A 25,416-nucleotide genomic window follows, 5' to 3' on the forward strand; every position below is an offset into this window, starting at 1 on the left:
GAAACGGATGCGCGCTTGACTGCATGCGCGGCGGCACGCGGGCCGCCGCGATCGGGTCAGCCCGCTTTCGCGAACGCCCAGCAGTCGTTGGTCGGGAATTCGATCCAGTGCTTGCCGGCTGCTCGCGGTACATGGCCGAACGCACGCAGGCGCATGTCGCCGCAATGGAACAGGTATTCCCAGCGGTCGCCGAGATACATCGACGTGACGAGGTCGGCCTGCAGCCGGTTCGCGCCCGGGCCGTCGGCGACCTGGACGCGTTCGAGGCGGATCACGGCCTGTGCGTCCTGACCCGGCGCGAGCGTGTCGCGGGCGACGGCGCGCAGCTCCCAGCCGTCGCCGGCGAGCGTCACGCATTCGCCGTCGATCGCGGCGACGCGCGCGTCGATCCGGTTGTTGCTGCCCATGAATTCGGCGGTGTACAGCGAGCGCGGTGCACCGTACAGCTCGGCCGGCGTACCTTCCTGCTCGATGCGGCCGTTGCGCAGCAGCAGGATGCGGTCGGACATCGCCATCGCTTCGGTCTGGTCGTGCGTCACGCACAGGGCCGACAGCCCGAGCGACACGATCAGCTCGCGCAGCCACGCACGCGCTTCCTCGCGCAGCTTCGCGTCGAGGTTCGACAGCGGCTCGTCGAGCAGGATCACCGGCGGGTTGTAGACGAGCGCGCGGGCGATCGCGACACGCTGCTGCTGGCCGCCCGACAGCTGATGCGGAAAGCGTTCCGCGAGATGGCCGAGGCCGAGCTGGTCGAGCGCGCTCTGTACGCGGCGCTTCTGTTCGGCAGGCGCCACACGCCGCAGCTTGAGGCCGTACCCGACGTTGTCGGCGACGGTGCGGTGCGGCCACAGCGCGTACGACTGGAACACGAGGCCGAGCGAGCGTTGTTCGACCGGCAGGTCGACGCGTTGCGCGCCGTCGAAGAACACGCGGTCGTCGAGCTGGATGCGGCCGTCGGACGGCTGTTCGAGGCCGGCCACCGCGCGCAGCAGCGTGGTCTTGCCGCTGCCCGACGCACCGAGCAGGCACACGACTTCGCCGGCCTTCAGTTCGAACGACACGCCCTTGAGGATCGGGTTGGCGCCGTAGCTGAGGTGCAGATCGTCGACGATGAGCTTATCCATGAAGTTTCACTCCGAAGCGCAGGGCCACGCCGAGACCGGCGCCGACCATCGCGATGTTGATGACAGAGAGCGCGGCGACCTGGTCGACGGCGCCGGTCGCCCACAGCGACACGAGCAGCGCGCCGATCACTTCGGTGCCGGGTGACAGCAGGTAGACGGCGGTCGAGTATTCGCGCTCGAAGATCATGAAGATCAGCAGCCAGGCGGCGAGCAGGCCGAAGCGCACGAGCGGCAGCGTCACGTCGAGCGACACGCGGCTGCGCGTCGCGCCGACGCTGCGGCCGGCTTCCTCGAGCTCGGGGCCGACCTGGAGCAGCGCGCTCTGGATGAGCCGCATCCCGTACGCGAGCCACACGACCGTGTACGCGATCCAGATGCTCCACATCGAGTTCTTCAGCTCGCGCAGGCCCGGCACGAACAGGAAGATCCACAGGAACGCGAGGCCGGCGAGCAGGCCGGGCACCGCGCGCGGCAGCAGCACGAGATAGTCGAGCAGTCGGGTCGCCCAGTCGGGGCGGCGGTGGCCGGCGAACGCGACGAGCGAGTAGAAGCCGATCGCGAGCGCGCCGCCGATCACGCCGATGCCGAGCGTGTTGACGATGGCGCGCACCAGGTTGTCCTGCTCGAACAGCTCGATGAAATTCGACAGCGTCAGCACTTCGGCGAGCGACACGCCTTCGCCCCAGTTGGTCACGAACGCCCGCAGCACGATGCCCGAGATCGGCACGATCACGGTCAGCATCAGCCACAGCGCGACGATCGCGAGCGCGATCCAGCGCCACACGCCGAGCGGCAGCACCGTCGCGCGGCCGGCCTTGCCCTTCACGGTGACGAAGCGGCTCGCGGTCTTCAGCAGGCGGCGCTGCAGCAGCACGAGCGGGAACGTGATCGCGACGATGCACACGGCGACCGCGGCCATCAGGTGATACGACGGCACGCCGAGCTTGTTGGTCAGCTTGTACAGGTAGGTCGCGAGCACGAGGTGGCCTTCCGGATCGCCGAGCACGAGCGGCAGCCCGAACACCTCGAAGCCGAGGAAGAACACCAGCACGCCGGCGAACAGCAGCGCGGGCATCGTCATCGGCAGGCTCACGTCGAGCGCGACGCGGAACGGCCGGGCGCCCGTCACGCGCGCGGCTTCCTCGACGTCCGAGCCGAGGTTGCGCAGCGCGGCCGACGAATACAGGTACACGTGCGGCACGTGCGTGAGGCCGACGATCACCGTGATCGCGAAGATCGAATACACGTTCCAGGGCACGTTCTGCACCCCGAACAGTTCCTTGAACCACACCGAGTAGAAGCCGACCGGGCCGGCCGCGACCACGTAGCCGAAGGCGAGCACCATCGGCGACACGAACACCGGCGTAAGCAGCAGCGGTTCGAGCCAGCGGCGGCCGGGCAGGTCGGTGCGCACCATCAGGAACGCGAGGATGCCGCCGAGCGGGATCGAGATGAACAGCATCCCGCCGGCGATGATGAACGAGTTCTTCACGGCCGACCAGAAGTCGGGATCGCTGAATACGAAACGGAAGCCCTCGATGCCGAGCGTTTTGTTCGCATCGAAGAACGGCGCGGACAGCAGGCTCTGGAACAGGATGAAGCCGAGCGGCAGCGCGACCGCGATGGTCAGTACCGCGACGACGATCCAGCGCAGCATGCCGGCGAGCGGCTGCAGGCCGCTGACCGGCAGCGCGGGAATCGCGTCGCGCGGGCCGGTGGGGGGCGCAACGGCCGGTGCCGTGTCCCGTGTGCTGGTTGAAAGCATGAGTTCACCCCTGCGGCCATCCGGATGGCCGCCTCAAGGAAGTCGGTAAGGGGAAGGGGCCGCCCGCGCGACGTGCGGCGGACGGCCCGAGGTCAGCAGCTCAGCGGCTCAGCGCTTGATCGCCTGCTGCCATTGCTTCAGGAACGCGAGGCGCTTCGACTGGTCGAGATAGACGAGCAGGCCGGTGCCGATCTGGATCGGCTTCAGCGAATCGCCGAGTTCCTTCGTGAGGCTCGCGGCCGACGTTTCGCCGGTCACGTCCGCGCGGATCGCGTACAGGTTCGCCTGGTTCGCGATCAGCGTCTGGCCGCGCTTCGACAGCAGGTAGTCGACCCACAGCTTCGCGGCGTTCGGGTTCTTCGCCTTCTTCGACACGGTGGCGAGGCGGCTCACGACCTGCGTGTAGTCCTTAGGAAACACATAGCCGATCGACTTGTCTTTCTTCGCCTTGGCATACGCGTACGACCCGATGATGTTGTAGCCGATCAGGTTCTCGCCCGACGAGATGCGCTCCATCATCGCGCCCGTGCTCGACTGCAGCTTCGGGCCGGTCGCGCCGATCGCCTTCACGAGTTCCCACGTGACCTTCTCGTTCACGTGTGCGTCCTGGGTCAGGTAGTTGAAGCCGACGCCCGATTTCTCGATGTCGTAGGTCGTGACCTTGCCCTTGAACTTGTCGGCTTGCGTGGTGAGGAGCTTGATCAGGTCGGCGCGCGTCGTCGGCACTTCGTTCTCGGGGATCAGGCGCTTGTTGTAGACGATCGCGAGTGGCTCGAAGGTCGTGCCGTACGCCTGCTTCTGGTATTGCGCCCATTGCGGCACGTTCGGGCTTTCCGGCGAATCGTAGGACGCCATCAGGCCGTCGTTGACGAGCTTGACCTGGAGGTCCATCGCCGAGCTCCACAGCACGTCGGCGCTGGTGCTGCTCGCCGCGTTCTCGCTGATGTAGCGGTTGTACAGCTCGGTGCTGTTCATGTCGTTGTACTCGACCTTCACGCCGTACAGGCTTTCGAAGTCCTTGATCAGCGGACGCACGAGGCCCGTGTCGGTCGTCGAATAGACGATCAGCTTGCCTTCCTTCTTCGCGGCGTCGATCACGCCCTGGTAGTTCCCCGGGTAGCCGGCCGGAACCTGCGCGACGGCGCTGCCGGCGGCAGTGCCCAGAACGATCGCCAGCGCGGCGGCGAGGTGCTTCGGTGCAAACGGCATGTCTTCCTCCAGTGATGCGTCGATGTTGTTCGAGTGACGCGGATGTTAATTGCGGGGCACTTTCAGCCCGCTTTCATTTCCGTTCGCAATCGCGCCGTTCATGTCATGGATTTCCCGAGGTCGAAGCGGCGGCGCACGCGGGTTCGCGGCGCGCGGCAACGCTTGAAAGGGGGCGTGAGGGCTACGCGGGCGTGGCCAGCAGTTGTCCGAGGAGGCGGCCGCCGTGCCGCGCATGCGCGGCCGTCAGTGCGGCATACCCGACGACGACGCCCGCCTCGCATCGGGCGCTTCGACAGAAGGCGCGGATCGGCTGCAACTCGACGCCGGCCGCGCGGGCTTGCGCGACACAGGCTGCCTCGTCCATGCCGGGCGGCAGCCACAGCACGAAATGAAAGCCTGCGTGCTCGCCGGACACCGTGTACCGGCCGCCAGCATGCTTCGCCAACTGGTCGAGCACGATGTCGCGCCGCTGGCGGTACGCGTGGCGCGCGGCGCGCAGGTGCTTCGCGAAATCGCCGTGGCCGATGAAACGGGCCAGCGCGAGTTGCGGCGCGACGCCGACCGAGCGCGCGGTCGCATGCCACACGGCGGACAGCGCCGGCCGCAGTTCCGCCGGCACGACCATGAAGCCGATGCGCAACCCGGAAAACAGCGTCTTGTTGAACGACCCGCAGTAGATCACGCGGTCGCACGCGTCGAGCGCTTTCAGCGCGGGGAGCGGGGCGGTCTGGTAGCTGAATTCGCCGTCGTAGTCGTCCTCGACGATCCACGTGCGGTTGCGCTGCGCCCAGTCGAGCAGTTCGAGCCGGCGCGATACCGACATCGTGACGCCGAGCGGCGCCTGATGGGCCGGCGTCACGTACGCGGCGCGCGCATCGGGATAGCGATCCAGCGATGCGGTGTCGATGCCTTCCCGATCGACCGGCACGTCGATCACGGTCGCGCCCGCGATCGTGAAAATCTGCCAGGCCGACGCATAGCCGGGATCCTCCATCAGCACCGTCGCGCCGGGCGCGAGCAGCGTGCGTGCGACGAGGTCGATCGCGTTGCGGATGCCGGTCGTGATGACGATGTCGCCGGCCTCGCACGGGATGCCGCGGTATTCCCGCAGGTACGCGGCGATTTCGACGCGCAGGCTTTCGACGCCCTGTGCCGGCGTCGCGCCGAGATCGTCCGTGGTCGCGGCAAGCAGGCTGGCGCCGAGCGCCTTCTTCCATTGCTGCATCGGCAGGAGGCCGGGATCGGCGAGCCGCGCGACGAACGGGACGCCCGGACGCACGCCGTACTCGGGCTCGGCTGGGGCGGCCGGCGTGGCGAGCGAGACGGCACGACGCGGGCTGCCGTCGCGCGACCGCGCGGCCGCGCGCAGATAGCTGTCCGGCACGACCGCGCACACGCGCGTCCCGGAGCCTTGCGTGCGGGCGATGTAGCCCTCGGCGCACAGAATGTCGTACGCCGCTTCGACGGTGCCGCGCGCGACATCCCAGCGCGCGGCCAGCGTCCGGCTCGATGGCAGCGGGCTGTCGCCGGGCAGCAGGCGCTGGAGGATCGCGTCGCGAATCGTGTCGGCGATGCATTCCTGCTTCGACTGCGGGCTGCCGCTCGACAGCCCCGCAGGGCATGGCAGATCCAGCGGAATCGCGGCTTTGCCTCGCGGCATAGTGGTCCAGTCAATAGTCGATTTAATGGCCCTTCAGCTTATATCACTTTCGCCTTAGATTGCTGTCGACCCACCCATCCGACCGAAACGGAATTACCGCATGAAGACGCGTTCATTGCCCCGATGGGGCTGGCTGTTCCTGTTGATGCTCGTCGTGTGCCTGCCGCGCGTCACGATCGATGCGTACCTGCCGTCGCTGCCGGCGATGGCGGACACACTGCATGGCACCGACGCGCAGTTGCAGCTCACGCTGACGCTCTACATGGTCGGCTATGCGTTGTCGATGCTGGTGTCGGGGCCGCTGTCCGACCGCTACGGCCGGCGCCCGGTGCTGCTCGGCGGCCTGTGCCTGTACGTCGTCGCGAGCGTCGCCTGCGCATGGTCGACCAGCACCCCGGCGCTGATTGCCGCACGCGTATTCCAGGCGCTGGGCGGCTGCAGCGGCACCGTGATCGGCCGCGTGATCGTGCGCGAGCGCTTTCCGGCCGCGACGCAGGCCACGATGCTCGGCCATATTTCGGCCGGCATGGCGCTGTCGCCGGTGGTCGCGCCGCTGGCCGGCAGCGCGATTGCCGAGTGGCTCGGCTGGCGCGGCGTGTTCGGCTGGCTGGCGGCAGGCGGGCTGGTCGCGACCGCGATGGTGCTGCGCTATCTGCCCGAGACCCGCGAGCGCGAGGCGCGGCCGCCAGCCGCTGCGGGGCTGCTGCGGACCTACGCCGGCCTGCTGCGCGAGCGGCGGTTCCTGCGCTATTCGCTCGCCATCAGCTTTGCTTACTGCACGTACTACCCGTTCATCGCGGAATCGTCGACGCTGTTCCAGCGGCAAATCGGCGTGTCGGGGCCGGTCTACGCGGCGATCTTCGGCGTGACCGTGCTCGGCTACCTGATCGGGTCGAGTGCGTTTGCGCGGACCAGCGCGCGCTGGACGGCCGATTCGGTCATCGCGGCGGCGGCGGCCGTCAATCTGGTCGCCGCCGCCGGGCTGTGGATCGGCGGCGCGATCGCCCCGACTTCGGTGACGGCGCTCGTCGCGCCGATGTTCGTCGTGATGATCGCCGTCGGGATCGCGATTCCGGCCTGCCAGTTCGCGGTGATGCAGCCGTACACGAAGATCGCCGGCACGGCGTCGGGGCTGTTCTTCTTTATCCAGATGGCGATCACGGCCGTGTGCGGCGGCGTGCTGGCGTGGCTGTCGGACGGCACCGCGCACCCGATGATCGTCGTCACGGTCGGCGCGAGCGTCGCGTTCGTCGCGGTGGTGGCCGGTTTTCGCGAGCGAGGCGTGAGCGGCCAGGCGCGCATCGTGGCGCGCAACCGGCCCGCCGCCGAGCGCTGAGTGCTGAGTGCTGACCGGGGGCACCGGCGCCGCGCGGCGGCTTCGCGGCGCCCGCGCAACCCCGTGTTTGCGCGAGGCGTGGAGGCGGAAAGGATCATGTAATGTAGCGGGCTGTCGCTGACCTTACCGGAATCCCCATGCGCGTGCTGCTCGTCGAAGACAACCCGAACCTGGCCCAGTCGCTGAACGACGCGCTGAGCGCCGCGCGCTTCGCGGTCGATCACATGGCCGACGGCGAGGCGGCGGACCACGTGCTGCGCACGCAGGATTACGCGCTGGTGATCCTCGATCTCGGGCTGCCGAAGCTCGACGGGCTGGAGGTGCTGCGGCGGCTGCGTGCGCGCCGCAATCCGGTGCCGGTGCTGATCCTCACCGCGCACGGGTCGGTCGAGGATCGCGTGAAGGGGCTCGATCTCGGCGCCGACGACTATCTCGCGAAGCCGTTCGAGTTGACCGAACTGGAGGCGCGCGCCCGTGCGCTGATCCGGCGCAGCCTCGGTCATGAGCATTCGCGCGTCGAATGCGGGCCGCTTTCGTACGACAGTATCGACCGCGGCTTTCATCTCGCGGGCGAGCCGCTGTCGCTCACGCCGCGCGAGCGCTCGGTGCTCGAGGTGCTGATCCTGCGCAACGGCCGCGCGATCAACAAGGACACGCTGTCGGAGAAGATCTTCGGGCTCGACGAATCGGTCAACGCGGACGCGATCGAGATCTACGTGTACCGGCTGCGCAAGAAGCTGGAGAACACGGGCGTCGCGATCGTCACGCTGCGCGGGCTCGGCTATCTGCTCGAAGCGAAGGCGGAGAGAACCGAATGAAGTGCCCCCATGCTCACGTGCTCTGCATGGGATCGCGCGCAGCGATGATCCGCGAATGCCCCGTCACGCCCCTCGGGGCGGCCCGGCGGGAGGCACGATGACCCGCCCGAACCTGCGCGCGCAGGTCGCGCTGTGGCTGCTGCTGCCGCTGCTCGGCCTGCTCGCGCTCGATTCGTGGCTCACGTACCAGCGCGCGATGAGCGCCGCGCACGTCGCGTTCGACCGCACGCTGTCGTCGTCGCTGAAGTCGATCCGCGAAGGCGTGCGGCTCAACGACGGCGAGATCGAGGTCGACCTGCCGTATCTCGCGCTCGAGATGCTCGAATCGAGCGACGGCGGCAAGATCTACTACCTGATCCGGGAGGACAACGGCCGCACGGTCACCGGCTACCCGGATCTGCCGCTGCCGCAGGGGCGCGACGCGGGCGACGGCGCGCTGTTCGTCACGCGCTACTACGACGTCGTGTATCGCGGCGAACAGTTGCGGATGGCCGCGCTGCGCATCCCGGTGCACGACGTGCCGACCGCGCAGTCGCGCATCGTATGGGTGATGGTCGGCGAGACGATCGAGGCGCGTCAGGCGCTCGCGCGCGAGATCCTGGTTGGGTCGCTGCTGCAGGAGGGGCTCCTCGTCGTGCTGGCGCTCGGGATCGTATGGCTCGGCGTCGGGCGCGGGCTGCGGCCGCTGAACCGGCTGTCGGCCACGGTTGCCGCGCGCAGCGAGGACGACACGACGCCGCTCGACACGGGCGCGATGCCGAGCGAACTCGCGCCGCTCGTCGATTCGATCAACCAGTACATCGGCCGCACGCAGCGGATGCAGGTGGCGCGGCGCCGCTTCTTCGCCGATGCGGCCCATCAACTGAAGACGCCGCTCGCGGCCGTGCAGGCCGGCGTCGAGCTCGCGTTGCGGCCCGACGAACAACCGCGCGCGAACGGGCACCTGCGCCGCGCGAACGGCGCGGTGCGGCAGGCCGCGAAAATCGTCCAGCAGCTGCTGTCGCTGTCGCGGCTCGATTCGGACAGCGGTCATGCGGTCGCGCACAAGCCGGTCCCGCTGCACCGGCTCGCACGCAGCGTGACGCTCGACTGGTCGCCGGTCGCACGCGCGCGCGACATCGATCTCGGCTTCGAGCACGAGGCCGACGTCGACGTGCTCGGGCAATCCGACTTGCTCGGCGAGATGATCGGCAACCTGATCGACAACGCGATCCGTTATGCGGGCGACCGTGCGGTGATCACGGTGCGCGTCTCGCGCGACGGTGATGGCGGCGCGGCGCGGCTCGACGTGATCGACAACGGGCCGGGCATTCCGGCCGACGAACGCGACGCGGTGTTCGAGCGCTTCCATCGCGGCAGCAAGACGCAGACGGTCGAAGGGACGGGGCTCGGGCTGTCGATCGTGCGGGAAATCGCGCGCGTGCATCAGGGCAGCGTGACGCTTGCCGATGCGGGCGGCGGCGGGCTGGTCGTGACGATCCGGCTGCCGGCGGCGATGCGCGATGCGATGCCGTGCGCCGCGTGACGATACGGCGCGCGAAGGGAACGGGCCAGCGCAAGCCCGTTATCAGCGTGAACGGGCTCCTTGGCTCTCCGGCTCAGTCGCCGAAGCCGATCTCCGCTTCGACCGGCTGGCCGACTTCGAGCCACGCGCCCGCGCCTTCGACGACGATCGCATTGATGCCGAACGTCAGCGCACCGTCGTAGTTCGGGTTCGCGCGATAGGTCTGCATCGTGTCGGTCGGCTCGTGCGGCCACGCCGGATCGGGCGTGCCGGTGGCCTGGTCGATCGTCGGCATCGGGCAGCGCGTGCACAGCTTCACGAGCCGCAGCCGCACCGGCGTGTCGCCGTCGGTGTCGAGGTGCTCGACGAAATCTTCTTCGTACGCATCGAGATCCGACACGACGAGGTTCGGCCGGAAGCGGTTCATCGGGATCGCCGGCGCGCCTTTGGCGGCAAGCCGCGCGTTCAGGTCGTCGAGCGACGACTGGCCGATCACCAGCAGCGGATAGGCGTCCGAGAATTGCGTATGCGTATCGATCTCGCCGGTCCACTTGCGGTCGCAGTCGCGTCGGGCGTCGCGGGCGAAGCGCGCGAGTTTGGTCGGCACGCCGAGGAATTCGGTGAGCCATGCGGCCGTTTCGGCGCCCGTGTCGATCGCATCGACGGTGTCGCGCCACACGGTCGCGGCCATCTTCGGCGTGGCGGGCGTCGCGTCGCCATCGAGCGGCGTACGGAGTGCCGGCATGCCCGGCGCATTCAGCACGAGCGCATCGTCGTCGAGCGTCGGGCGGATCAGCGCGAGGCGCGGGTGCGTGCGCTGCGTGAGCATCTGCCCGTGCGGATCGGTGATCAGCCAGTGTCGGTCGTAAGCGAGGCCCGTTTCGAGCAATTGCGCGCGCGTCAGCGCGATGCCGGCGCAGGATTTGATCGGATAGACGAAGAGTTCGGTGATGGCTGGCATGACGCTGGCTGAAGGCGGGATGGTCGAATCGCGATTGTGCCAGATCGTGCCGAAGCCGTTTGACGGCCGCGCGCCGCCACGCGCCCGTCAGGCGAGCGGGAAGCCCGCGTCGAAGGTCGTGCGCACGTCGAGCGGCCGGCGCAGCAGTCCGGCCTTCAGGTAGAAGTCGGCCGTGCGCTGCTGCTCGGCGATCACGGCCGCGTCGATCGGCAACCAGCGCGTGCCGCGGCGTTCGAACTGCAGCTTCGCGGCGGCCGGCGGAATGCCGATGATGCGCGCGAGCGCCGCCGAATACGCGTCGACGTGCCGGTACGACCAGGCCTGCGCGCGCACGACGCGCCGCAGGAAATCGTGCAGCACATCGCGCTTCGACGCGATCGCCGCGTCGGTCGCCGCGAGATAGCTGAGGCCCGACCACAGCCCGCGGCCGTTGACCAGCACGCGCGCGCGGCCGCTCGTTTCGGCGAGCGCGGTATAGGGCTCCCAGGTCGCCCACGCGTCGATCGAACCGGTTGCGAGCGCAAGCATCGTGTCGGCCGGCGGCAGGAAGCGGAACGATACGGCATCGGGCGGCAGGCCGGCCGCGTCGAGTGCCTTCAGCGTGACGAAATGGCCGATCGAGCCGCGCGTGGTGCCGATGCGCTTGCCCTTCAGGTCGGCCGCGCCTTTCAGCGCGGCGTCGGGTTGCACGAGCACGGCCGTGCCGTACGGATCGGAACGGTTCGCGCCGATCACCTTGATGCGGGCACCGGATGCCAGCGCGAAGATCGCCGGCGCGTCGCCGATCGGCCCGCAGTCGACGGCGGCCGCATTCAGCGCTTCGGCGAGCGGCGCGGCCGCCGGGAATTCGGTCCACGCGATGTCGTACGCGAGGCCGTTCAATTCGCCGGCCGCTTCGAGCAGCGCGCGCAGGCCGCCTTTCTGGTCGCCGGCGCGCAGCAGCGGGCGGCCGCCCGATTGCGCGCGCAGGGCGGCCGGCGCGGCGGCGATCGTGGCAAGGGCGCTCGCCTGGGCGAGGAAGTGGCGTCGGGTCGGATTCATCGTGAAGTTCCGTCGAAGGAAGGATTGGTGGGTTCAATGCGGGAGCCCGGCCTGTACGTCGCGCACGGGTTCGTTGTCGACGCGCAGCAGCAGCGCGGTCAGTGCGTCGCCGCTCGCCGCGCGCGTGGCCGGTCGGGGCGCGGCATCCGAGCGGCACAGCAGGTCGGCGTCCGACCAGCCGGCGCTGCCGGGCAACGCACGCGCCCGCAGCCAGCCGCGTCGATCGGCAAGCAGTTGCGTGCCGCCGAGCGCATCGGGCGCGATGCCGGCAATCGTCGCGAACGCGAGCCATGCATCGGCGGTCGTCGCGACGCAGTTCGCACGCGAGTCACCCGACGCCGGCACGGGCGCGCCGCGTTCGGTGACGAGCAAGGTCTGCCAGCGCGCGTCCTCCGGCGGGGGCGTCGCGCCCGGCGCGAGCGCGACGACGCGCACGCGCTGGCCTTCGCGCCAGCGTTCGAGTGCCTGAGGCGCGGCGTCGCCGCACCGCACGTCGAGTGCCGGCAGCGGGACGGGCACCGGCCACGCGCCTTCGGCCTTCGCGCCGCTACCGGCTGCCAGCGCTTTCAGGTAGTCGAGCACGGCCCACGTGTCCCGCGGGCCGAGCGTGGCCGCGAAGCCCGGCATCGTCGCCGCGCCGTGCGCGTCCTGGGTGCCGTGGCGCACGCGCCAGAACAGTTCGCCGTCGAGCCTGCGCGCGAGCAGCGTGCCGGCGAAGGTCGGCGGCCAGTGCGCGAGCGTGGCCGCGAGCGGCCCTTCGCCACGGCCGTCCGCGCCGTGGCAGGCCGCGCAATGTCGCGTATACAGGTGTGCGCCACGCATCACGTTCGCGACGGAAAACGGCGCGGGATCGCGCTGGAAACTCGTCGGCACGGCAGGCGCGAGCCACAGCGAAGCGGGCGGCCACGGCGCGCACCACGCGAGGGCCAGCGCGGCGACGGCCGATCCAACACGCCACTTGCGCGCGGCCAGCGCGATGCAGGCGAGCACGACGGCCAGCGCCGTCACGCCGCAGGCGCACGCGAGCTGCCGCGTGAGCCCCGCGTCGATGCGCAGCGTTTCGAGCGCGATGCGGTGTGCCCAGGGCCACGCCGCCTGGCCATCGACATCGCCGGTCAGGCCGATCGCGTGCAGCACACGCGCCAACGCGATTTGCGCGCGATACAGCAGTTGCAGGAAGGCGATGGCCCAGTCGGCGAACGGCGGCGCGTTCATCGCGCGCGTTTGCGGCGTACCGCACCCGAACGTCGAACGGCACCCGGCATCTACCAGCTCGCATCGAGCCCGAGATGCCGCAGCGCGTCGTGGCGCAATTCGGCGAGACGCGGGTCGCCGCGATGGCGCGGATAGGGCAGGTCGACGCGCAGTTCGGCGACGATCCGTGCGGGGCGCGGCCCGAACACGATCACGCGCTGCGCGAGGAACAGCGCTTCTTCCACGTCGTGCGTGACGAGCAGCGCGGAGAAGCCGTCGCGCCGCCACAGGGCGGTCAGCTCGGCCTGCATCGTTAGCCGCGTCAGCGAATCGAGCTTGCCGAGCGGTTCGTCGAGGATCAACAGGCGCGGATCGTTGACGAGCGCGCGGGCGAGTGCGACGCGCTGCGCCATTCCGCCGGACAACTGATGCGGAAACACGTTCGCGAAGTCTTGCAGCCCGACCCGCGCGAGCGCATCGTCGACGCGATGCTGCGCGGTGCGCGCCACGCCGCGCGCTTCGAGGCCGAGCGCGACGTTCGCGCGCACGCGCCGCCACGGGTACAGCGTCGGGTCCTGGAACACGACGATGCGCGACGGATCGGGGCGCTCGATCGGCACGCCATCCTGCGCGATCGTGCCTTGCCGGGCGGCGTCGAGTCCGGCGACGAGGCGCAGCAGCGTCGATTTCCCGCAGCCGCTCGGGCCGAGCAGCGCGACGAATTCTCCGGCCGCGACCGACAGCGAGACGTCGTCGAGCACCGGCAGCGCGCCGCCGGGGCCGTCGAACGCATGGCTCACGCGGCGGATGTCGATGCGCGCGCCGCGCGGCGGCGTGACGGCGGGCGCGGCGGCCGCGACGCCCGCGGACGATTCGAGTACGGCGGCGCTTACCATTTGACGGTTCCTTTCTGCCATGCGAGCACGCGGTCGCGCGCGGCGAACAGCAGCGCGATCAATCCGGAAAACAGCAGCGCCATCACGATCAGCGCCGCATACATGTTCACGTACGACGCCCAGCCCTGCGCCCAGCTCAGGTACCAGCCGAGCCCCGACTTGACGCCCATCATCTCGGCGACGACCAGCACCGTGAACGACGCGCTCAGCCCCATGAAAATGCCGACGAACACGTGCGGCAGCGCGGCCGGAATCGCGACGTGGAGCACGAGGAAGCGCGCGTTCGCGCCGAGCGTGCGCGCGACGTCGTAGTACTGCCGGTTGACGCTCGCGACGCCCGACCACGTCAGCACGGCGACCGGGAAGCCGGTCGACAGCGCGATCAGGAACGCGGCGGCCGAATAGCTCGACGGGAAGAAGTAGAACGTGAGCGGCAGCAGTGCGGTGGCCGGCACCGGGCCGAGCACGCGCAGCACCGGATGCACCCAGTAGCCGATCCGGCGCGACCAGCCGATCGACACGCCCACCGCGAAGCCCACCGTGACGCCATACGCGAACCCGAGCGCGAGCAGTTTCAGCGTGTTGCCGGCGCTGCCGGCGAGGCGGGGCCAGTCGTCGACGTAGACCTCGATCAGCGCCTGCGGCGGCGCGAAGAACGGCGTCGGCAGCCAGCCGATTTTCGCGGTGACGATTTCCCACGCGGCGAGCACGAGCGGCAGCGCGACGAGCCACGGGCCGGCCGGCCGCACCCGCGCGAGCCGCGTGCGGGTCGCGGCAACGAGATGGCCGAGCGTCGCGGCGACGAGCAGCAGCGCGGCGATCGTCCACGCGGCGGAGCCGAACGTGTCGGTGTACGCCCAGTCGCTGAAGCCGACGATCCGGTTCGGCCACAGTTGCGTGAGCGCGCCGAGCGCGGCCCACGCGAGCGCGGCGGCGATCCCGGTCGGCCAGGTGCGCGCGCGCCGGGCGTCGGCGGCCGGCGTGGCGTCGCAGGTCGTGCAGGCCGCGCGCGGGGTCGCGTCGGCGTTGGCCGCGCCGCCGGCCGGGGCCGATGCTGCGCGTGCGGCGGAAGCGTGTTCGATCGTCGACATCGCGTTACCCCAGTACGTTGGCATAGACCTGCTGCGCGAAGCGCTGCGGATCCGTGCTCTTCTTCAACACGCTGATGCGGCGGAAATCGTCCGCATAGAATGCGATTTCCTGCTGCAGGTCGACATTGGTCGGGTGATGCGTGTAGGTGAGCGTCGCGTACAGCTTGCGCAGATCCTCGGGGCTGATCTTCGGCGAATACTTGGCGAATACCTTCGCGGCTTCGTTCGGGTTGTCGTGCGTGTACTCGGTGGCCTGCACGATCGATCGCGCGAGCGCGGCGGCCGACGGCCGGTCGTTGCGCACGAGGTCGCCGCGCGCGCCGATCACGCAGCACACCTTGCGCGCGTATTCGCCGGACAGGTTGGTCGCGAGTTCGGTGTAGGCGCCGTTGCTGCGCTTTTCGAGCAGGTAGAGATTCGGGTCGCCGTCGGCGATCGCATGGATTTCACCCTTGTCGACCGCGACGCCGAGCAGGTCGGCCGGATACTGCCGCCACGTGATGTCGCGCTCGGGATCGATGCCGTTCTTCGCGAGCAGGATCGAGAAGAAGTGCTTGCCGGGCGCGGCCAGATCGCTTACGCCGACCGTCTTGCCCTTCAGCGCCTGCAGCGTCGTGACGCCGGCCGCCTTCGCGCCGAGCAGCCGCACGCAGCCGCCGTGCGAACTGCCGATGATCTTCACGTCGAAGCCGGCTTCGAGCGGCTTCAGCCAGCGGTGGATCATCCCGACCGCCGCATCGGCCTTGCCGGTCGCGATCGATTCGAGCAACTGGTCGGTCGAGCCGCTGTAGTTGATCAGCTCGACTTTCAGCCCGTTTTTCTCGAAGAAGCCGCGCTCCTGCGCGACGACGATCGGCGTCAGGCAGAACGCGTTCTGGTTCCACGCGAACGTGAGTTTCTTCAGCGGCGGCGCGGACCAGGCCTTGCGGCCGAGCGTGATCGCCGGCACGGCGAGCGCGGCGGCGCCGGCCGCGCGCAGCAGTCGGCGGCGCTGGTCGTCGTGCGCGTCGGCGGGCGTGGGTGCGGTGGTGTGGGTCATGGTCTGGTCTCCGGTGTGGCGCAAGGGCGGCTCAGTCGAGCAGGTCGGGTTCGTCGGCGACGACGCGCGCGAACAGGCTGTCGAACGCATGCAGCGCACCGTCGGGGCCGCCGATCTGGCCGTGCGTATGGCGCGCGGTCGCGTGATCGATCGGCCGCGGCGTGCCGGCCGCTTCGGCCAGCAACTGCGTGTGCGCGGCGTTGTCGAGCGCGATGTACCACCACGCGGCGGCCTCGACCGTCGGGCCGGCCGTCAGGATGCCGTGGTTCTTCAGGATCACGCCCTTGTGCGTGGTGCCGTCCGGCTTCGCGAGCGCATCGGCGATCCGCGCGCCTTCGCTGGTGTCGACGACCATCCCCGTGAAGTCGTCGAACAGCGCGTGATCCTCGTAGAACACGCACGCGTCCTGCGTGAGCGGATCGAGCGGGCGGCCGAGCGTCGACCACGCCTTGCCGTAGGTCGAATGCGTGTGCGCGGCGGCGACGACGTGCGGATGGGCTTCGTGGATCGCCGCATGGATCGCGAACGCGGCCTTGTTCAGCGGCCGCTTGCCGATCGCGGTTTCGCCGCGCGCGTTGACGAGCAGCAGGTCGGAGACCTTGATCTGCGAGAAATGCACGCCGAGCGGGTTCACCCAGAAATGATCGGGGAGCTCCGGATCGCGCGCGGTGATGTGGCCGGCAAGGCCCGACGCGAAGCCGAAGCGCGCGAACAGGCGGAACGCGGCCGCGAGCCGCTCCTGCCGGTGGCGGCGCTCGGCGGCCACGTCGACGCGCGGCGCGGGCGGATCGAACCAGAAGTGCTGGCGCGGGGTGTCGGCGAGCACGAGGCCCGATGCGGTTCGGGCGGGCGGGGCGAGGACGGCGGACATGGCGTGCGGCTCCCCTGGCGTCATGCGGCACGGCGCGCCGCGTCGCGGGCGGCGACGGCGCCGCGCACGCGCGGAATCAGTTCGCGGCCGTAGTCGATCGCATCTTCGAGCGGATCGAAGCCGCGGATCAGGAAGGTCGTCACGCCGAGGTCGTAGTAGTCGAGCAGCGCGTCGGCAACCTGTTCGGGCGTGCCGACGAGCGCCGTCGAATTCGAGCGCGCGCCGGTGAGCTTCGCGATCTCGGTCCACAGCCGCTTGTCGACGCGCGAGCCGCGGTCGGCCGCGGCGAGCAGGCGGCGCGCGCCTTCACTCTGCTGCGGGCCGCCGGCGCCGAGTCCGGCCGCTTCGCGCAGCCGGCGCGTTTCGTCGAGGATGCGGTGCGCACGCGCCCACGCTTCGTCCTCGGTCGCCGCGAGAATCGGCCGGAACGATACGGAGAATCGCACCTGGCGGCCGTGCTTGGCGGCTTCGGCGCGCACGCGCGTCGTCAGATCGCGCACCTGGTCGAGCGATTCGCCCCACAGCGCGTAGACGTCCGCGTGCTTGCCGGCCACCGCGAGCGCGGCTTCCGACGCGCCGCCGAAGTAGATCGGCACGTGCGGCTGCTGGAACGGTTTCACTTCCGAAAAACCCTGCTTGAAGCGGTAATGCGCGCCGTCGTGATCGAACGGCTGCGCGTCGGTCCAGATCCGCCGCAGGATGCCGAGGTATTCGTCGGTACGTGCATAGCGCGCGTCGTGATCGAGGAAATCGCCGTCGCGCTGCTGCTCGCTGTCCGAGCCGCCCGAGATGAAGTGCACCGCGAGCCGGCCGCGGCTGAACTGGTCGAGCGTCGCGATCTGCCGTGCGGCGAGCGTCGGCGCGGTGAAGCCCGGGCGATGCGCGAGCATGAAATGGATGCGCTCGGTCGCGGCGGCCGCGAACGCGATCGTCAGCGTCGCCGACGGGCCGGTCGAGTGGTGCGGCACGAGGATCCGGTCGAAGCCGGCCGTTTCGTGGGCGCGGGCAAAGTCGCGCACGTAGTCGGGATCGACCACGGGGCCGGACGCCGGGTGGATTTCCGATTGCTTCTGGCTCTGGATCATGCCGATGAATTCGACGCTCATCTGGGTCTCCGGTGCAGGGACGTTCCCGGCGCACGGCCGGGCAGGAATGGAGCGCAGGTTAACGCCGCGATCATGCGGAATGGAAATAATCAATCCCGATTTGAATATCAGATTTGCATGGTTTGGGGCCGCATGCGTTGCGCATACGCTGTGGGCTCGTGAATGATCGGGCGCGCGTCGGCGCCGTGTTCGTCACCGTGTTCGAACTACCCAGGGAATCCGTTTCGATGTCCGCCAGCCTTGCCGCTTCCTCGTCGTCACAGCAGCCTGCGCTGCGTCTCCTGTCTGCCGAAGCTGCCGAAGCTGCCGAAGCTGCCGAAGCTGCCGAAGCTGCCGAAGCTGCCGAAGCTGCCGAAGTCGCCGACGAGACGAACGACGCGCGCCTCGCCGCGCTGCTCGAGCGCCTCGTCCCCGAACTTGCCGCCGATGCGGCTCGCAACGACGTCGATGGCCGCTTTCCGCACGAGAATTTCGCGCGGCTGCATCGTGCCGGACTGATCGCGCAGGTCGTGCCGCGCGAGCATGGCGGCGCCGGGGCGACGCTTGCGCGGGCGAGCCGGATCGTCGCCGCGGTCGCGCGGGCCGATCCGGCGACCGCGCTGGTGCTGACGATGACGTATCTGCAGCATCGCGCGCTCGGCCGCGCCGACAATCGCTGGCCGGCCCAGGTGCGGCGCGCGGTGTTCGACAGCGCGGTGGCGCACGGCGCGCTGATCAATGCGTTGCGCGTCGAGCCCGCGCTCGGTTCGCCGTCGCGCGGCGGCCTGCCGGCCACCATCGCGCGCCGCGACGGCGACGGCTGGCGGCTGTCGGGCCACAAGCTCTACAGCACCGGGATTCCGGCGCTGCGCTGGCTGGCCGTGTGGGCGCGCACCGACGAACCGGCGCCGCGCGTCGGCGTGTTTCTCGTGCCGCGCGACCGCGATACCGACGGCGATCGCATCCGCGTGATCGAAAGCTGGAATCACCTCGGCCTGCGCGCATCCGGAAGCCATGAAGTCGTGTTCGACGAGGTGCCGCTGCCGGCCGATCATGCGGTCGACGTGCGCGCGCCGGACGCATGGGCCGTGTCGGCCGCCACGCAGGCGGATGCCGACGCGCAGGCGGACCAGCAGGCGTGGATGGTCGCGCTGCTCGGCAGCCTGTACGACGCGGTGGCGCGCGCGTCGCGGGACTGGCTGCTCGAATTCGCGGCGACGCGCGCCCCGAGCGGGCTTGGCGCGCCGCTCGCGACGCTGTCCCGCGTGCAGGAGGCGGTCGGCGAAATCGAAGGCTGGCTGCACACGAATCGTGTGCTCCTCGACGATCACATCGCGCGCACCGATGCCGGCAACGCGCCGTCGGTGACGACCAGCGGCCTCGTCAAGCGCACCGTGACCGAGCAGGCGATCCGGACGGTCGAGCAGGCGCTGAAGCTGTCGGGCAATCACGGGCTGAGCCGCGGCAATCCGCTCGAACGCCACTATCGCGACGTGCTGTGCAGCCGCGTGCATACGCCGCAGGACGATGCGATCGCGGTGGCGGCGGGGCGGGTGGTGCTTGATGCGGCGATGCGCGGAGTAACGAGCGCGGAGGCGCACGCAACGTCCCGCAACGGTGGCGAACGCGGTCGACACGATGCGTGAGCCGGACCGGGTTGCCGCGCACGGCAACGGCGCGGAGCGATGCCGGCGCCGGCGCCGCGCGGTCGCGTTATGCGGCCTTGTCGTGCGATTGCTCGGGCAGCGCGAACGCCGCGCGCGCATGCGCGGCGACGGCCGCGAGCGGCGCGTCGAAGCGGGCCGCATCGTGCCGGCGCAGCAGCCACAGGTCGATCTGCGGCTTGAAATCGGCGAGCGGCACGATATCGAGCACATCGCGCAATGGGCTGCCTTCGACGAGCGGCAGCGGCATCAATCCGAGGCCGAAGCCGTTTGCAACGCTTTGCAGTTGCAGGTCGCGGCCGTACGCATCGAGCGTGACCGGCATCGGCAGGCCCTGCGCGTCGAGCGCACGCCGCAGGCCGGCACGAAAGCCGCAGCCATCCGGATTGAGCACCCAGCCGCGCGCGTGGCAATCGGCGAGCCGGTAGCTGCGGCGCGGCCAGTCGCCCTTGCGGCCGACCGCGACGAGCCGCGTGGCCAGCAACCGTTCGCCTTCCACCTGCGCCGGCAGTACCATTTCGTGCGCGAGGAAGACGAGCGCCGCATCGAGTTCGCGGCGGGCGATGCGTTCGACGAGCAGGCCGCCCCATGCGGTCGTGACGTGCGTCGCGAGCGCGGGCCACTGCGCGGCGAGGTCCGCGATGAGCGCCGGCAGCATCAACTCGCCGAGCCCTTGCGTGAGCCCGATCCGGAATTCGCCGGCGAGCGGCTGCTGGCCGGCCGTCAGTTCGCGCAGCGCGTCGACCTCGCGCAGGATCGCGCGACACTGCTCGAACACCTGCCGGCCGATGTCGGTCGGGCGCGGCGGCTTCGTGTTGCGGTCGAGCAGCGTCACGCCGAGCGCTTCCTCGAGATTCTGGACGCGCCGCGTGATCGCGGGCTGCGTCATCCCGAGCTCGGTCGCGGCCTGGCTCAGGGTCTGGCAGCGGACGACCGCTGCAAAAGCGTCGATATCGCTAATTTTCATGTTTGTTTTGCATGGTCTTTCGGGTGCATCATGACGATCCATCATATTCGGCATCATATTCGAGGAGACGGCCGATGAGTACGCTTTCGTTGCACCATGCGCCGCTGCGTCAGTTCGTCGAGGGTCTGGATGCGCTGCTCGCGTCCGGCGCGAACGAGGCGCGCATTCTCGACGAGGGCGGCGCGCTGCTCGCCGCGCTCGTCGAGCGCGACGACTGGTTGCCCGCCGCGTTTGCGCAACCCGATCCCGAGCGTTACCGGCAATACCTGCTGCATCTCGATCCCGACGAGCGCTTCTCGGTCGTCAGCTTCGTGTGGGGGCCCGGGCAGACGACGCCGATCCACGACCACACGGTGTGGGGGCTGATCGGGATGCTGCGCGGCGGCGAGTTTTCGCAGCCGTACCGGTTCGACGCGACCGGCAAGCCGGTGCCTGCAGGCGACGCCGTGCGGCTGCAGCCGGGCGAGGTCGAGGCCGTGTCGCCGCGCGTCGGCGACGTGCATCGCGTGACCAACGCGTTCGCCGACCGCGTATCGATCAGCATCCACGTGTACGGCGCGAACATCGGCAAGGTCGAGCGCGCGGTGTACCTGGACGACGGTACCGTGAAGCCGTTCGTGTCGGGCTATTCGAATGCCTGACGCAAAGCCCGCTCGCTCGGCCCGGTGCGATTGCGCGCCGGCAGGGCCAAGCTCGATCCGTTCCGCTTTCTTCACCGACTTCAACGTATTCAACACAGAGACATCGTGACGCAATCCGCCGATTCCACCTCCCGCTTTCCCGTCGCGTCGTACCAGGACGTACGCGCGCGCCTGCTGGCCCGCGACGAGATCGCGCTGATCGACGTACGCGAGGAAGATCCGTACGCACAGGGCCACCCGCTGTGGGCCGCCAACTTTCCGTTGTCGAAGCTCGAACTCGATGCGTGGACGCGGATTCCGCGCCGCGACACGCCGATCGTCGTGTTCGGCGAAGCGGGCGGCGAGGATCTCGCGCCGCGCGCGGCCGCGACGCTCGCGCGGCTCGGCTACACCGACGTGCGGCTGCTCGACGGCGGCCTCGCGGGCTGGCTGGCCGCGGGCGGCGAACTGTTCATCGACGTGAACGTGCCGAGCAAGTCGTTCGGCGAATGGGTCGAGGCCGAGCGCCATACGCCGTCGCTGTCCGCGCAGGAGGTGCAGGCGCTGATCGATGCGAAAGCCGATGTCGTGATCGTCGACGCGCGCCGCTTCGACGAGTACCAGACGATGAACATCCCGACGTCGACGAGCGTGCCGGGCGCGGAGCTCGTGCTGCGCGTGCGCGCGCTCGCGCCGGATCCGCGGACGCAGGTGATCGTCAACTGCGCGGGCCGCACGCGCAGCATCGTCGGCACGCAGTCGCTCGTCAACGCGGGGCTGCCGAATCCGGTCGCCGCGCTGCGCAACGGCACGATCGGCTGGACGCTCGCCGGCCAGACGCTCGAGCGCGGCGCGGCGCGCCGTTTTCCGGACGAGATCGACGCGACGCAGCGCGCCGAAGCGCGTCGGGCCGCGCGCGCGGTGGCCGAACGCGCCGGCGTGCCGCGCATCGCGCTGGCTGACGTCGCGGCGCTCGGCGAACCGGGCCGCACGCTGTACCGCTTCGACGTGCGTACGCCGGAGGAATACGAAGCCGGCCATCTGCCGGGCTTCCTGAGTACGCCGGGTGGCCAGCTCGTGCAGGAGACCGACCATCACGCGGCCGTGCGCGGCGCGCGGATCGTGCTGGCCGACGACGACGGCGTGCGCGCGGACATGACCGCATCGTGGCTCGCGCAGATGGGCTGGGACGTGCGCGTCGTCGAACCGGCCGGTACCGCGGCATTCGTCGAGCGCGGCCAGCCGCCGCGCGACGCGCCGGCGACGCCGCCCGCGACCGACGTGTCGCCCGCGACGCTCGCCGGCTGGCTGAAGGAGGCCGCGCCCGGCGAACTCGCGATCGTCGACGTGACGGCCAGCGCGAACTACGTGAAGCGGCATATCCCGGGCGCGTGGTTTGCCGTGCGCGCGCAGTTGCGCGACGCGCTGGCGGTGATTCCGCCCGCGAAGCGCTACGTGTTCACGTGCGGATCGAGCCTGCTGGCGCGGTTCGCGGCCGATGATGCACGCGCGTTGCTGCCGGCTTCGGCCGAGGTTGCGGTGCTGACCGGCGGCACGGCCGCATGGATCGACGCCGGGCTGCCGCTCGAAAGCGGCGAGACGCACCTCGCGTCGCCGCGCGTCGATCGTTACCGGCGCCCGTACGAAGGCACCGACAACGCGGCGGCGGCGATGCAGGCATATCTCGACTGGGAATACGGGCTGGTCGATCAGTTGAAGCGGGACGGCACGCACCACTTCAACGTGATCTGAACGATGCGGCGCAACCGGGCGCGGCACGCCGTGCGCCGTACCCGGTTGCCGCACGGTTCGGCACGTTCAGCGTGATCAGCGCTTGAACGTATCGACGGCCGTGCGGCCGACGGCCGGATCGTCGGTGAAGAAGCCGTCGATGCCCGCGCGCAGGTACGCCTGGATCTCGCGCACCGAGCCGGCCGTGTTGCGCGTGGCCGGCGTGCCGCCGTCCTTCAGCGACGCGGGCAGGAAGTTGTTCTCCGGGCGGAACGTGTACGGGTGCACGACGAGGCCGGCCTCGTGCGCGTAGCGCACGTACGGCGTCGGCGGCTGCAGCGTGCCGTCGGCGGCGACCGCGATGATCGACGTCTTGTACGGGCCGACGCCGTTCGCATAGGCCGCGATTTCGCGCATGCCGTCGCGCGTCGACAGGTCGCCGTAGGTGCGCTTGTCGTTCGCCTTCACGAAGTCGTACGGGCGCTGACCGGCTTCGTCCATCAACTGCACGAGCTTCCAGTTCGGCTGGCTCGACTTGATCCGGTTGCGGATCGTCTTCAGGTTCGCGACTTCGAACGACTGGATGTAGACGGTCGCCGTGCGCGACGTGTACGAATCCTTCAGCAGCGCGTCGACGAGGCGGTCCTCGAGCGGCAGGCCGATCGACTGGAAGTAGGTTGGATGCTTGGTTTCCGGATACAGGTGGATCGTGCGACCGGTCTGCGCGGACATCTGTTTCGCGAGCGCGACGATCTCGTCGAACGTCGGAATCTCGAACTGGTCGTTGTACGCGGTGTTGGCGGGGCGCACCTGCGGAATGCGCTCGCGCGCCCGCAGCGTCTTCAGTTCGGCGAGCGTGAAATCCTCGGTGAACCAGCCGGTCAACTGCGCGCCGTCGATCATCTTGGTCGCCTTGCGGCTCGCGAACTGCGGCAGTGTCGACACGTTCGTCGTGCCCGAGATCTCGTTCTCGTGGCGGGCGACGAGCACGCCGTCGCGGGTCGACACGAGGTCGGGCTCGATCACGTCCGCGCCGTCCTCGATCGCCTTGCGGTACGACGCGAGCGTATGTTCGGGGCGCAGCGCGCTCGCGCCGCGATGGCCGACCACCTGGACCTTCGCGGAAATCGGCTGCGTGGGATCGCGCGTCAGATCGTCGTCGCCGCCGCACGCGGCGAGCAGGAACGCGGCGGCACAGGCGAACGGGACGTAGCGCAGGGAGGTCGGGCGCTTGAGGAGCATGTCAATGGACCTTCGAAACGGAGTCGGAAAAGGGCGCTCGCGCCGGTGGCCTGGCAGGGCGCCGGGCTACGCGGAATCGAACGGTGCGCGATCGTCGCACCGAATAATTACATATGTATTACTTCGACCTTTCTGTTCGTTTTTGGGGAGCGGAGCATGCGGCGGGGCGGTCGAGTCCAGGCTTGCCCGCGCCGCATTCCGGCCGCCGCGGGGCTGCCCGCGCGCCGGATGCACTAAACTTGCGGGAATTTTGCATCGCCGCACCGGGACCGACGCCCGCCTGGCGCGACGATGCGGCGACTCGCGGGCCGGCGCGGGCGCCCGGCGCCCGTGTGCGTCCGGGGTCCGCGCCGGCCGATTTTTCCCGACCCATGACGACCCATACCGATCCCGCCTATCTGCTCGGCGAGCTGCTGAAGAACGTTTCCCGCTCCTTCTACCTGACGCTGCGCGTGCTGCCCGACGGCATGCGCGACCCGGTCGGCCTCGCGTATCTGCTTGCGCGCGCGGCCGACACGATCGCCGACACGGCGCTCGTCGCGCCCGACCGCCGCGCGGCGCTGCTGACCGACCTGCGCGACGACGTCGAGCGGCTCGGCGACGGCGCGGCGCTGTCGCGTTCGCTCGAGGACGTGACGCGGATGCAGACCGATTCGCACGAACACCTGCTGCTCGGCTCGATGGAGCCGATGCTCGCGCTGCTGCGCGCGCAGCCGGAGGCCGATCGCGCGTCGATCCGCAAGGTCGTCGCGACGCTCACCGCGGGGATGGAATTCGACCTGCGCACGTTTCCGGACGAGCAGTCGGGCCAGGTCGCATCGCTGCCGACGCGCGACATGCTCGACCGCTACACGTACCTCGTCGCGGGCTGCGTCGGCGAGTTCTGGACCGACATGACGGGCGCGCACACGCGCGCCGCGCGCGGCTGGGATCTGCCGGACATGCGCGAGAAGGGCATCCGTTTCGGCAAGGCGCTGCAGATGACCAACATCCTGCGCGACTGCGCGAAGGATCTGCGCATCGGCCGCTGCTACCTGCCCGACGACGTGCTGGGCGCGCACGGGCTCGTCGTGGCCGACCTGATGCAGCCGGAGGCTTCGGCGCGCGCGCGCGGCGTGCTGGTCGACCTGCTGCGCGTCGCGCTCGACCAGTATCGCGACGCAGGTCTGTATACGCTCGCGATCCCGCGCCGTTTCGTTCGGCTGCGGCTCGCCTGCCTGTGGCCGATCATGATCGGCCTCGAAACGCTCGAACTGCTGGCCGGCCACGCTGCGTGGCTCGATCCGGCGAAGCCGGCCAAGGTGCCGAGAAAGCGCATCTACCGGATCATGGCGGCGTCGCTCGCGCTGGTCGGTTCGAACACGGCGATCCGCGCGCGCCTGAGCGCGCTCGCCGAGGCGGTGAGCGCGCGGCTCGCGACGCAGCACTGAAGATCGCCGGCGCGATAAGCACCGGCATCGCCTCCGGGCCCGCGTTCGCCGGGCCGTTTCCGTCCGCTCTCCGGCACGCCGACTAAAACGTTTTCATGATTTCGTGTCTCGAAATGCGGATGTCACGAACGTCGGCGATCCTGCGCGGCGGCGTGAATCGCGGCGTCA

21 protein-coding genes are annotated in these 25,416 nt (G+C 69.7%); 7 read left to right on the forward strand and 14 right to left on the reverse strand.

Going from position 1 to position 25,416, the window contains the following annotated elements; all coding sequences use genetic code 11:
- Positions 1–56: 56 nt before the first annotated feature.
- The 4 genes from CFB46_RS25385 to pdxR all read right to left on the reverse strand — a co-directional run bounded on the left by CFB46_RS25385 (position 57) and on the right by pdxR (position 5,758).
- On the reverse strand, positions 57–1,124 hold the full coding sequence (locus tag CFB46_RS25385) for an ABC transporter ATP-binding protein (RefSeq protein ID WP_027782900.1): 1,068 nt from the start codon (positions 1,122–1,124) through the stop codon (positions 57–59).
- Positions 1,117–2,889: an ABC transporter permease gene (locus CFB46_RS25390; RefSeq protein ID WP_089501671.1), complete on the reverse strand. Its 1,773-nt coding sequence runs from the start codon at positions 2,887–2,889 to the stop codon at positions 1,117–1,119. The genes CFB46_RS25385 and CFB46_RS25390 overlap by 8 nt, the downstream gene beginning before the upstream one ends.
- Before the next feature lie 108 nt (positions 2,890–2,997).
- Positions 2,998–4,098: an ABC transporter substrate-binding protein gene (locus tag CFB46_RS25395; protein ID WP_027782902.1), complete on the reverse strand. Its 1,101-nt coding sequence runs from the start codon at positions 4,096–4,098 to the stop codon at positions 2,998–3,000.
- 181 nt (positions 4,099–4,279) lie between these two features.
- Complete coding sequence (pdxR, locus tag CFB46_RS25400; RefSeq protein ID WP_089501672.1) at positions 4,280–5,758, reverse strand: MocR-like pyridoxine biosynthesis transcription factor PdxR; 1,479 nt, start codon at positions 5,756–5,758, stop codon at positions 4,280–4,282.
- A 100-nt stretch (positions 5,759–5,858) separates the two neighbouring features.
- On the opposite strand from pdxR, the gene CFB46_RS25405 reads away from it, so the two are divergent.
- From CFB46_RS25405 to CFB46_RS25415, 3 genes are all read left to right on the forward strand, one after another.
- The gene (locus tag CFB46_RS25405) at positions 5,859–7,094 is read left to right on the forward strand and encodes a multidrug effflux MFS transporter (protein ID WP_089501673.1); all 1,236 of its coding nucleotides are present in this window, start codon (positions 5,859–5,861) and stop codon (positions 7,092–7,094) included.
- Positions 7,095–7,231: 137 nt separating this feature from the next.
- The gene (locus CFB46_RS25410; RefSeq protein WP_027782905.1) at positions 7,232–7,912 is read left to right on the forward strand and encodes a response regulator; all 681 of its coding nucleotides are present in this window, start codon (positions 7,232–7,234) and stop codon (positions 7,910–7,912) included.
- 97 nt (positions 7,913–8,009) lie between these two features.
- The gene (locus CFB46_RS25415; protein ID WP_089501674.1) at positions 8,010–9,437 is read left to right on the forward strand and encodes a sensor histidine kinase; all 1,428 of its coding nucleotides are present in this window, start codon (positions 8,010–8,012) and stop codon (positions 9,435–9,437) included.
- Positions 9,438–9,510: 73 nt separating this feature from the next.
- On the opposite strand, the gene CFB46_RS25420 is transcribed toward CFB46_RS25415, so the two are convergent.
- From CFB46_RS25420 to CFB46_RS25455, 8 genes are all read right to left on the reverse strand, one after another.
- On the reverse strand, positions 9,511–10,377 hold the full coding sequence (locus CFB46_RS25420) for an MOSC domain-containing protein (RefSeq protein ID WP_089501675.1): 867 nt from the start codon (positions 10,375–10,377) through the stop codon (positions 9,511–9,513).
- A gap of 87 nt (positions 10,378–10,464) precedes the next feature.
- Positions 10,465–11,418 (reverse strand): ABC transporter substrate-binding protein, encoded by a 954-nt coding sequence (locus CFB46_RS25425; RefSeq protein ID WP_027782908.1) that lies wholly within the window; start codon positions 11,416–11,418, stop codon positions 10,465–10,467.
- Positions 11,419–11,451: 33 nt separating this feature from the next.
- A complete protein-coding gene (locus CFB46_RS25430; protein WP_089501676.1) occupies positions 11,452–12,633 on the reverse strand; it encodes a c-type cytochrome in 1,182 nt (393 codons plus the stop codon).
- 50 nt (positions 12,634–12,683) lie between these two features.
- On the reverse strand, positions 12,684–13,508 hold the full coding sequence (locus CFB46_RS25435) for an ABC transporter ATP-binding protein (RefSeq protein ID WP_089501677.1): 825 nt from the start codon (positions 13,506–13,508) through the stop codon (positions 12,684–12,686).
- The gene (locus tag CFB46_RS25440; RefSeq protein WP_089501678.1) at positions 13,502–14,599 is read right to left on the reverse strand and encodes an ABC transporter permease; all 1,098 of its coding nucleotides are present in this window, start codon (positions 14,597–14,599) and stop codon (positions 13,502–13,504) included. The genes CFB46_RS25435 and CFB46_RS25440 overlap by 7 nt, the downstream gene beginning before the upstream one ends.
- A 4-nt stretch (positions 14,600–14,603) precedes the next feature.
- On the reverse strand, positions 14,604–15,638 hold the full coding sequence (locus CFB46_RS25445) for an ABC transporter substrate-binding protein (RefSeq protein WP_027782912.1): 1,035 nt from the start codon (positions 15,636–15,638) through the stop codon (positions 14,604–14,606).
- Positions 15,639–15,669: 31 nt separating this feature from the next.
- Complete coding sequence (locus tag CFB46_RS25450) at positions 15,670–16,509, reverse strand: class II aldolase/adducin family protein (RefSeq protein WP_089501679.1); 840 nt, start codon at positions 16,507–16,509, stop codon at positions 15,670–15,672.
- 20 nt (positions 16,510–16,529) lie between these two features.
- On the reverse strand, positions 16,530–17,615 hold the full coding sequence (locus CFB46_RS25455) for an LLM class flavin-dependent oxidoreductase (RefSeq protein ID WP_089501680.1): 1,086 nt from the start codon (positions 17,613–17,615) through the stop codon (positions 16,530–16,532).
- A 227-nt stretch (positions 17,616–17,842) separates the two neighbouring features.
- Here CFB46_RS25455 and CFB46_RS25460 point away from each other — a divergent pair, with 227 nt between their 5' ends.
- A complete protein-coding gene (locus CFB46_RS25460) occupies positions 17,843–19,240 on the forward strand; it encodes an acyl-CoA dehydrogenase family protein (protein ID WP_089502352.1) in 1,398 nt (465 codons plus the stop codon).
- 67 nt (positions 19,241–19,307) lie between these two features.
- Here CFB46_RS25460 and CFB46_RS25465 read toward each other — a convergent pair whose 3' ends face one another.
- Positions 19,308–20,282 carry a LysR family transcriptional regulator gene (locus tag CFB46_RS25465; protein WP_179235114.1) on the reverse strand — a complete coding sequence of 325 codons (975 nt, stop codon included), beginning with the start codon at positions 20,280–20,282 and terminating at the stop codon, positions 19,308–19,310.
- Between the two features lie 17 nt (positions 20,283–20,299).
- On the opposite strand from CFB46_RS25465, the gene CFB46_RS25470 reads away from it, so the two are divergent.
- Both CFB46_RS25470 and CFB46_RS25475 read left to right on the forward strand, forming a co-directional pair.
- Entirely contained in the window at positions 20,300–20,866 is a 567-nt protein-coding gene (locus tag CFB46_RS25470; protein WP_089501681.1) for a cysteine dioxygenase, read from the forward strand.
- Between the two features lie 105 nt (positions 20,867–20,971).
- A complete protein-coding gene (locus CFB46_RS25475) occupies positions 20,972–22,597 on the forward strand; it encodes a rhodanese-related sulfurtransferase (protein ID WP_089501682.1) in 1,626 nt (541 codons plus the stop codon).
- Positions 22,598–22,672: 75 nt separating this feature from the next.
- Here CFB46_RS25475 and CFB46_RS25480 read toward each other — a convergent pair whose 3' ends face one another.
- Positions 22,673–23,818, reverse strand: a complete 1,146-nt coding sequence (locus CFB46_RS25480; protein ID WP_089501683.1) for a glycerophosphodiester phosphodiesterase — start codon at positions 23,816–23,818, stop codon at positions 22,673–22,675.
- A 371-nt stretch (positions 23,819–24,189) separates the two neighbouring features.
- Here CFB46_RS25480 and CFB46_RS25485 point away from each other — a divergent pair, with 371 nt between their 5' ends.
- Entirely contained in the window at positions 24,190–25,248 is a 1,059-nt protein-coding gene (locus CFB46_RS25485; protein ID WP_089501684.1) for a squalene/phytoene synthase family protein, read from the forward strand.
- Positions 25,249–25,416: the final 168 nt, after the last annotated feature.

The sequence above is a fragment of the Burkholderia sp. HI2761 genome, assembly GCF_002223355.1.
GTDB lineage: Bacteria > Pseudomonadota > Gammaproteobacteria > Burkholderiales > Burkholderiaceae > Burkholderia.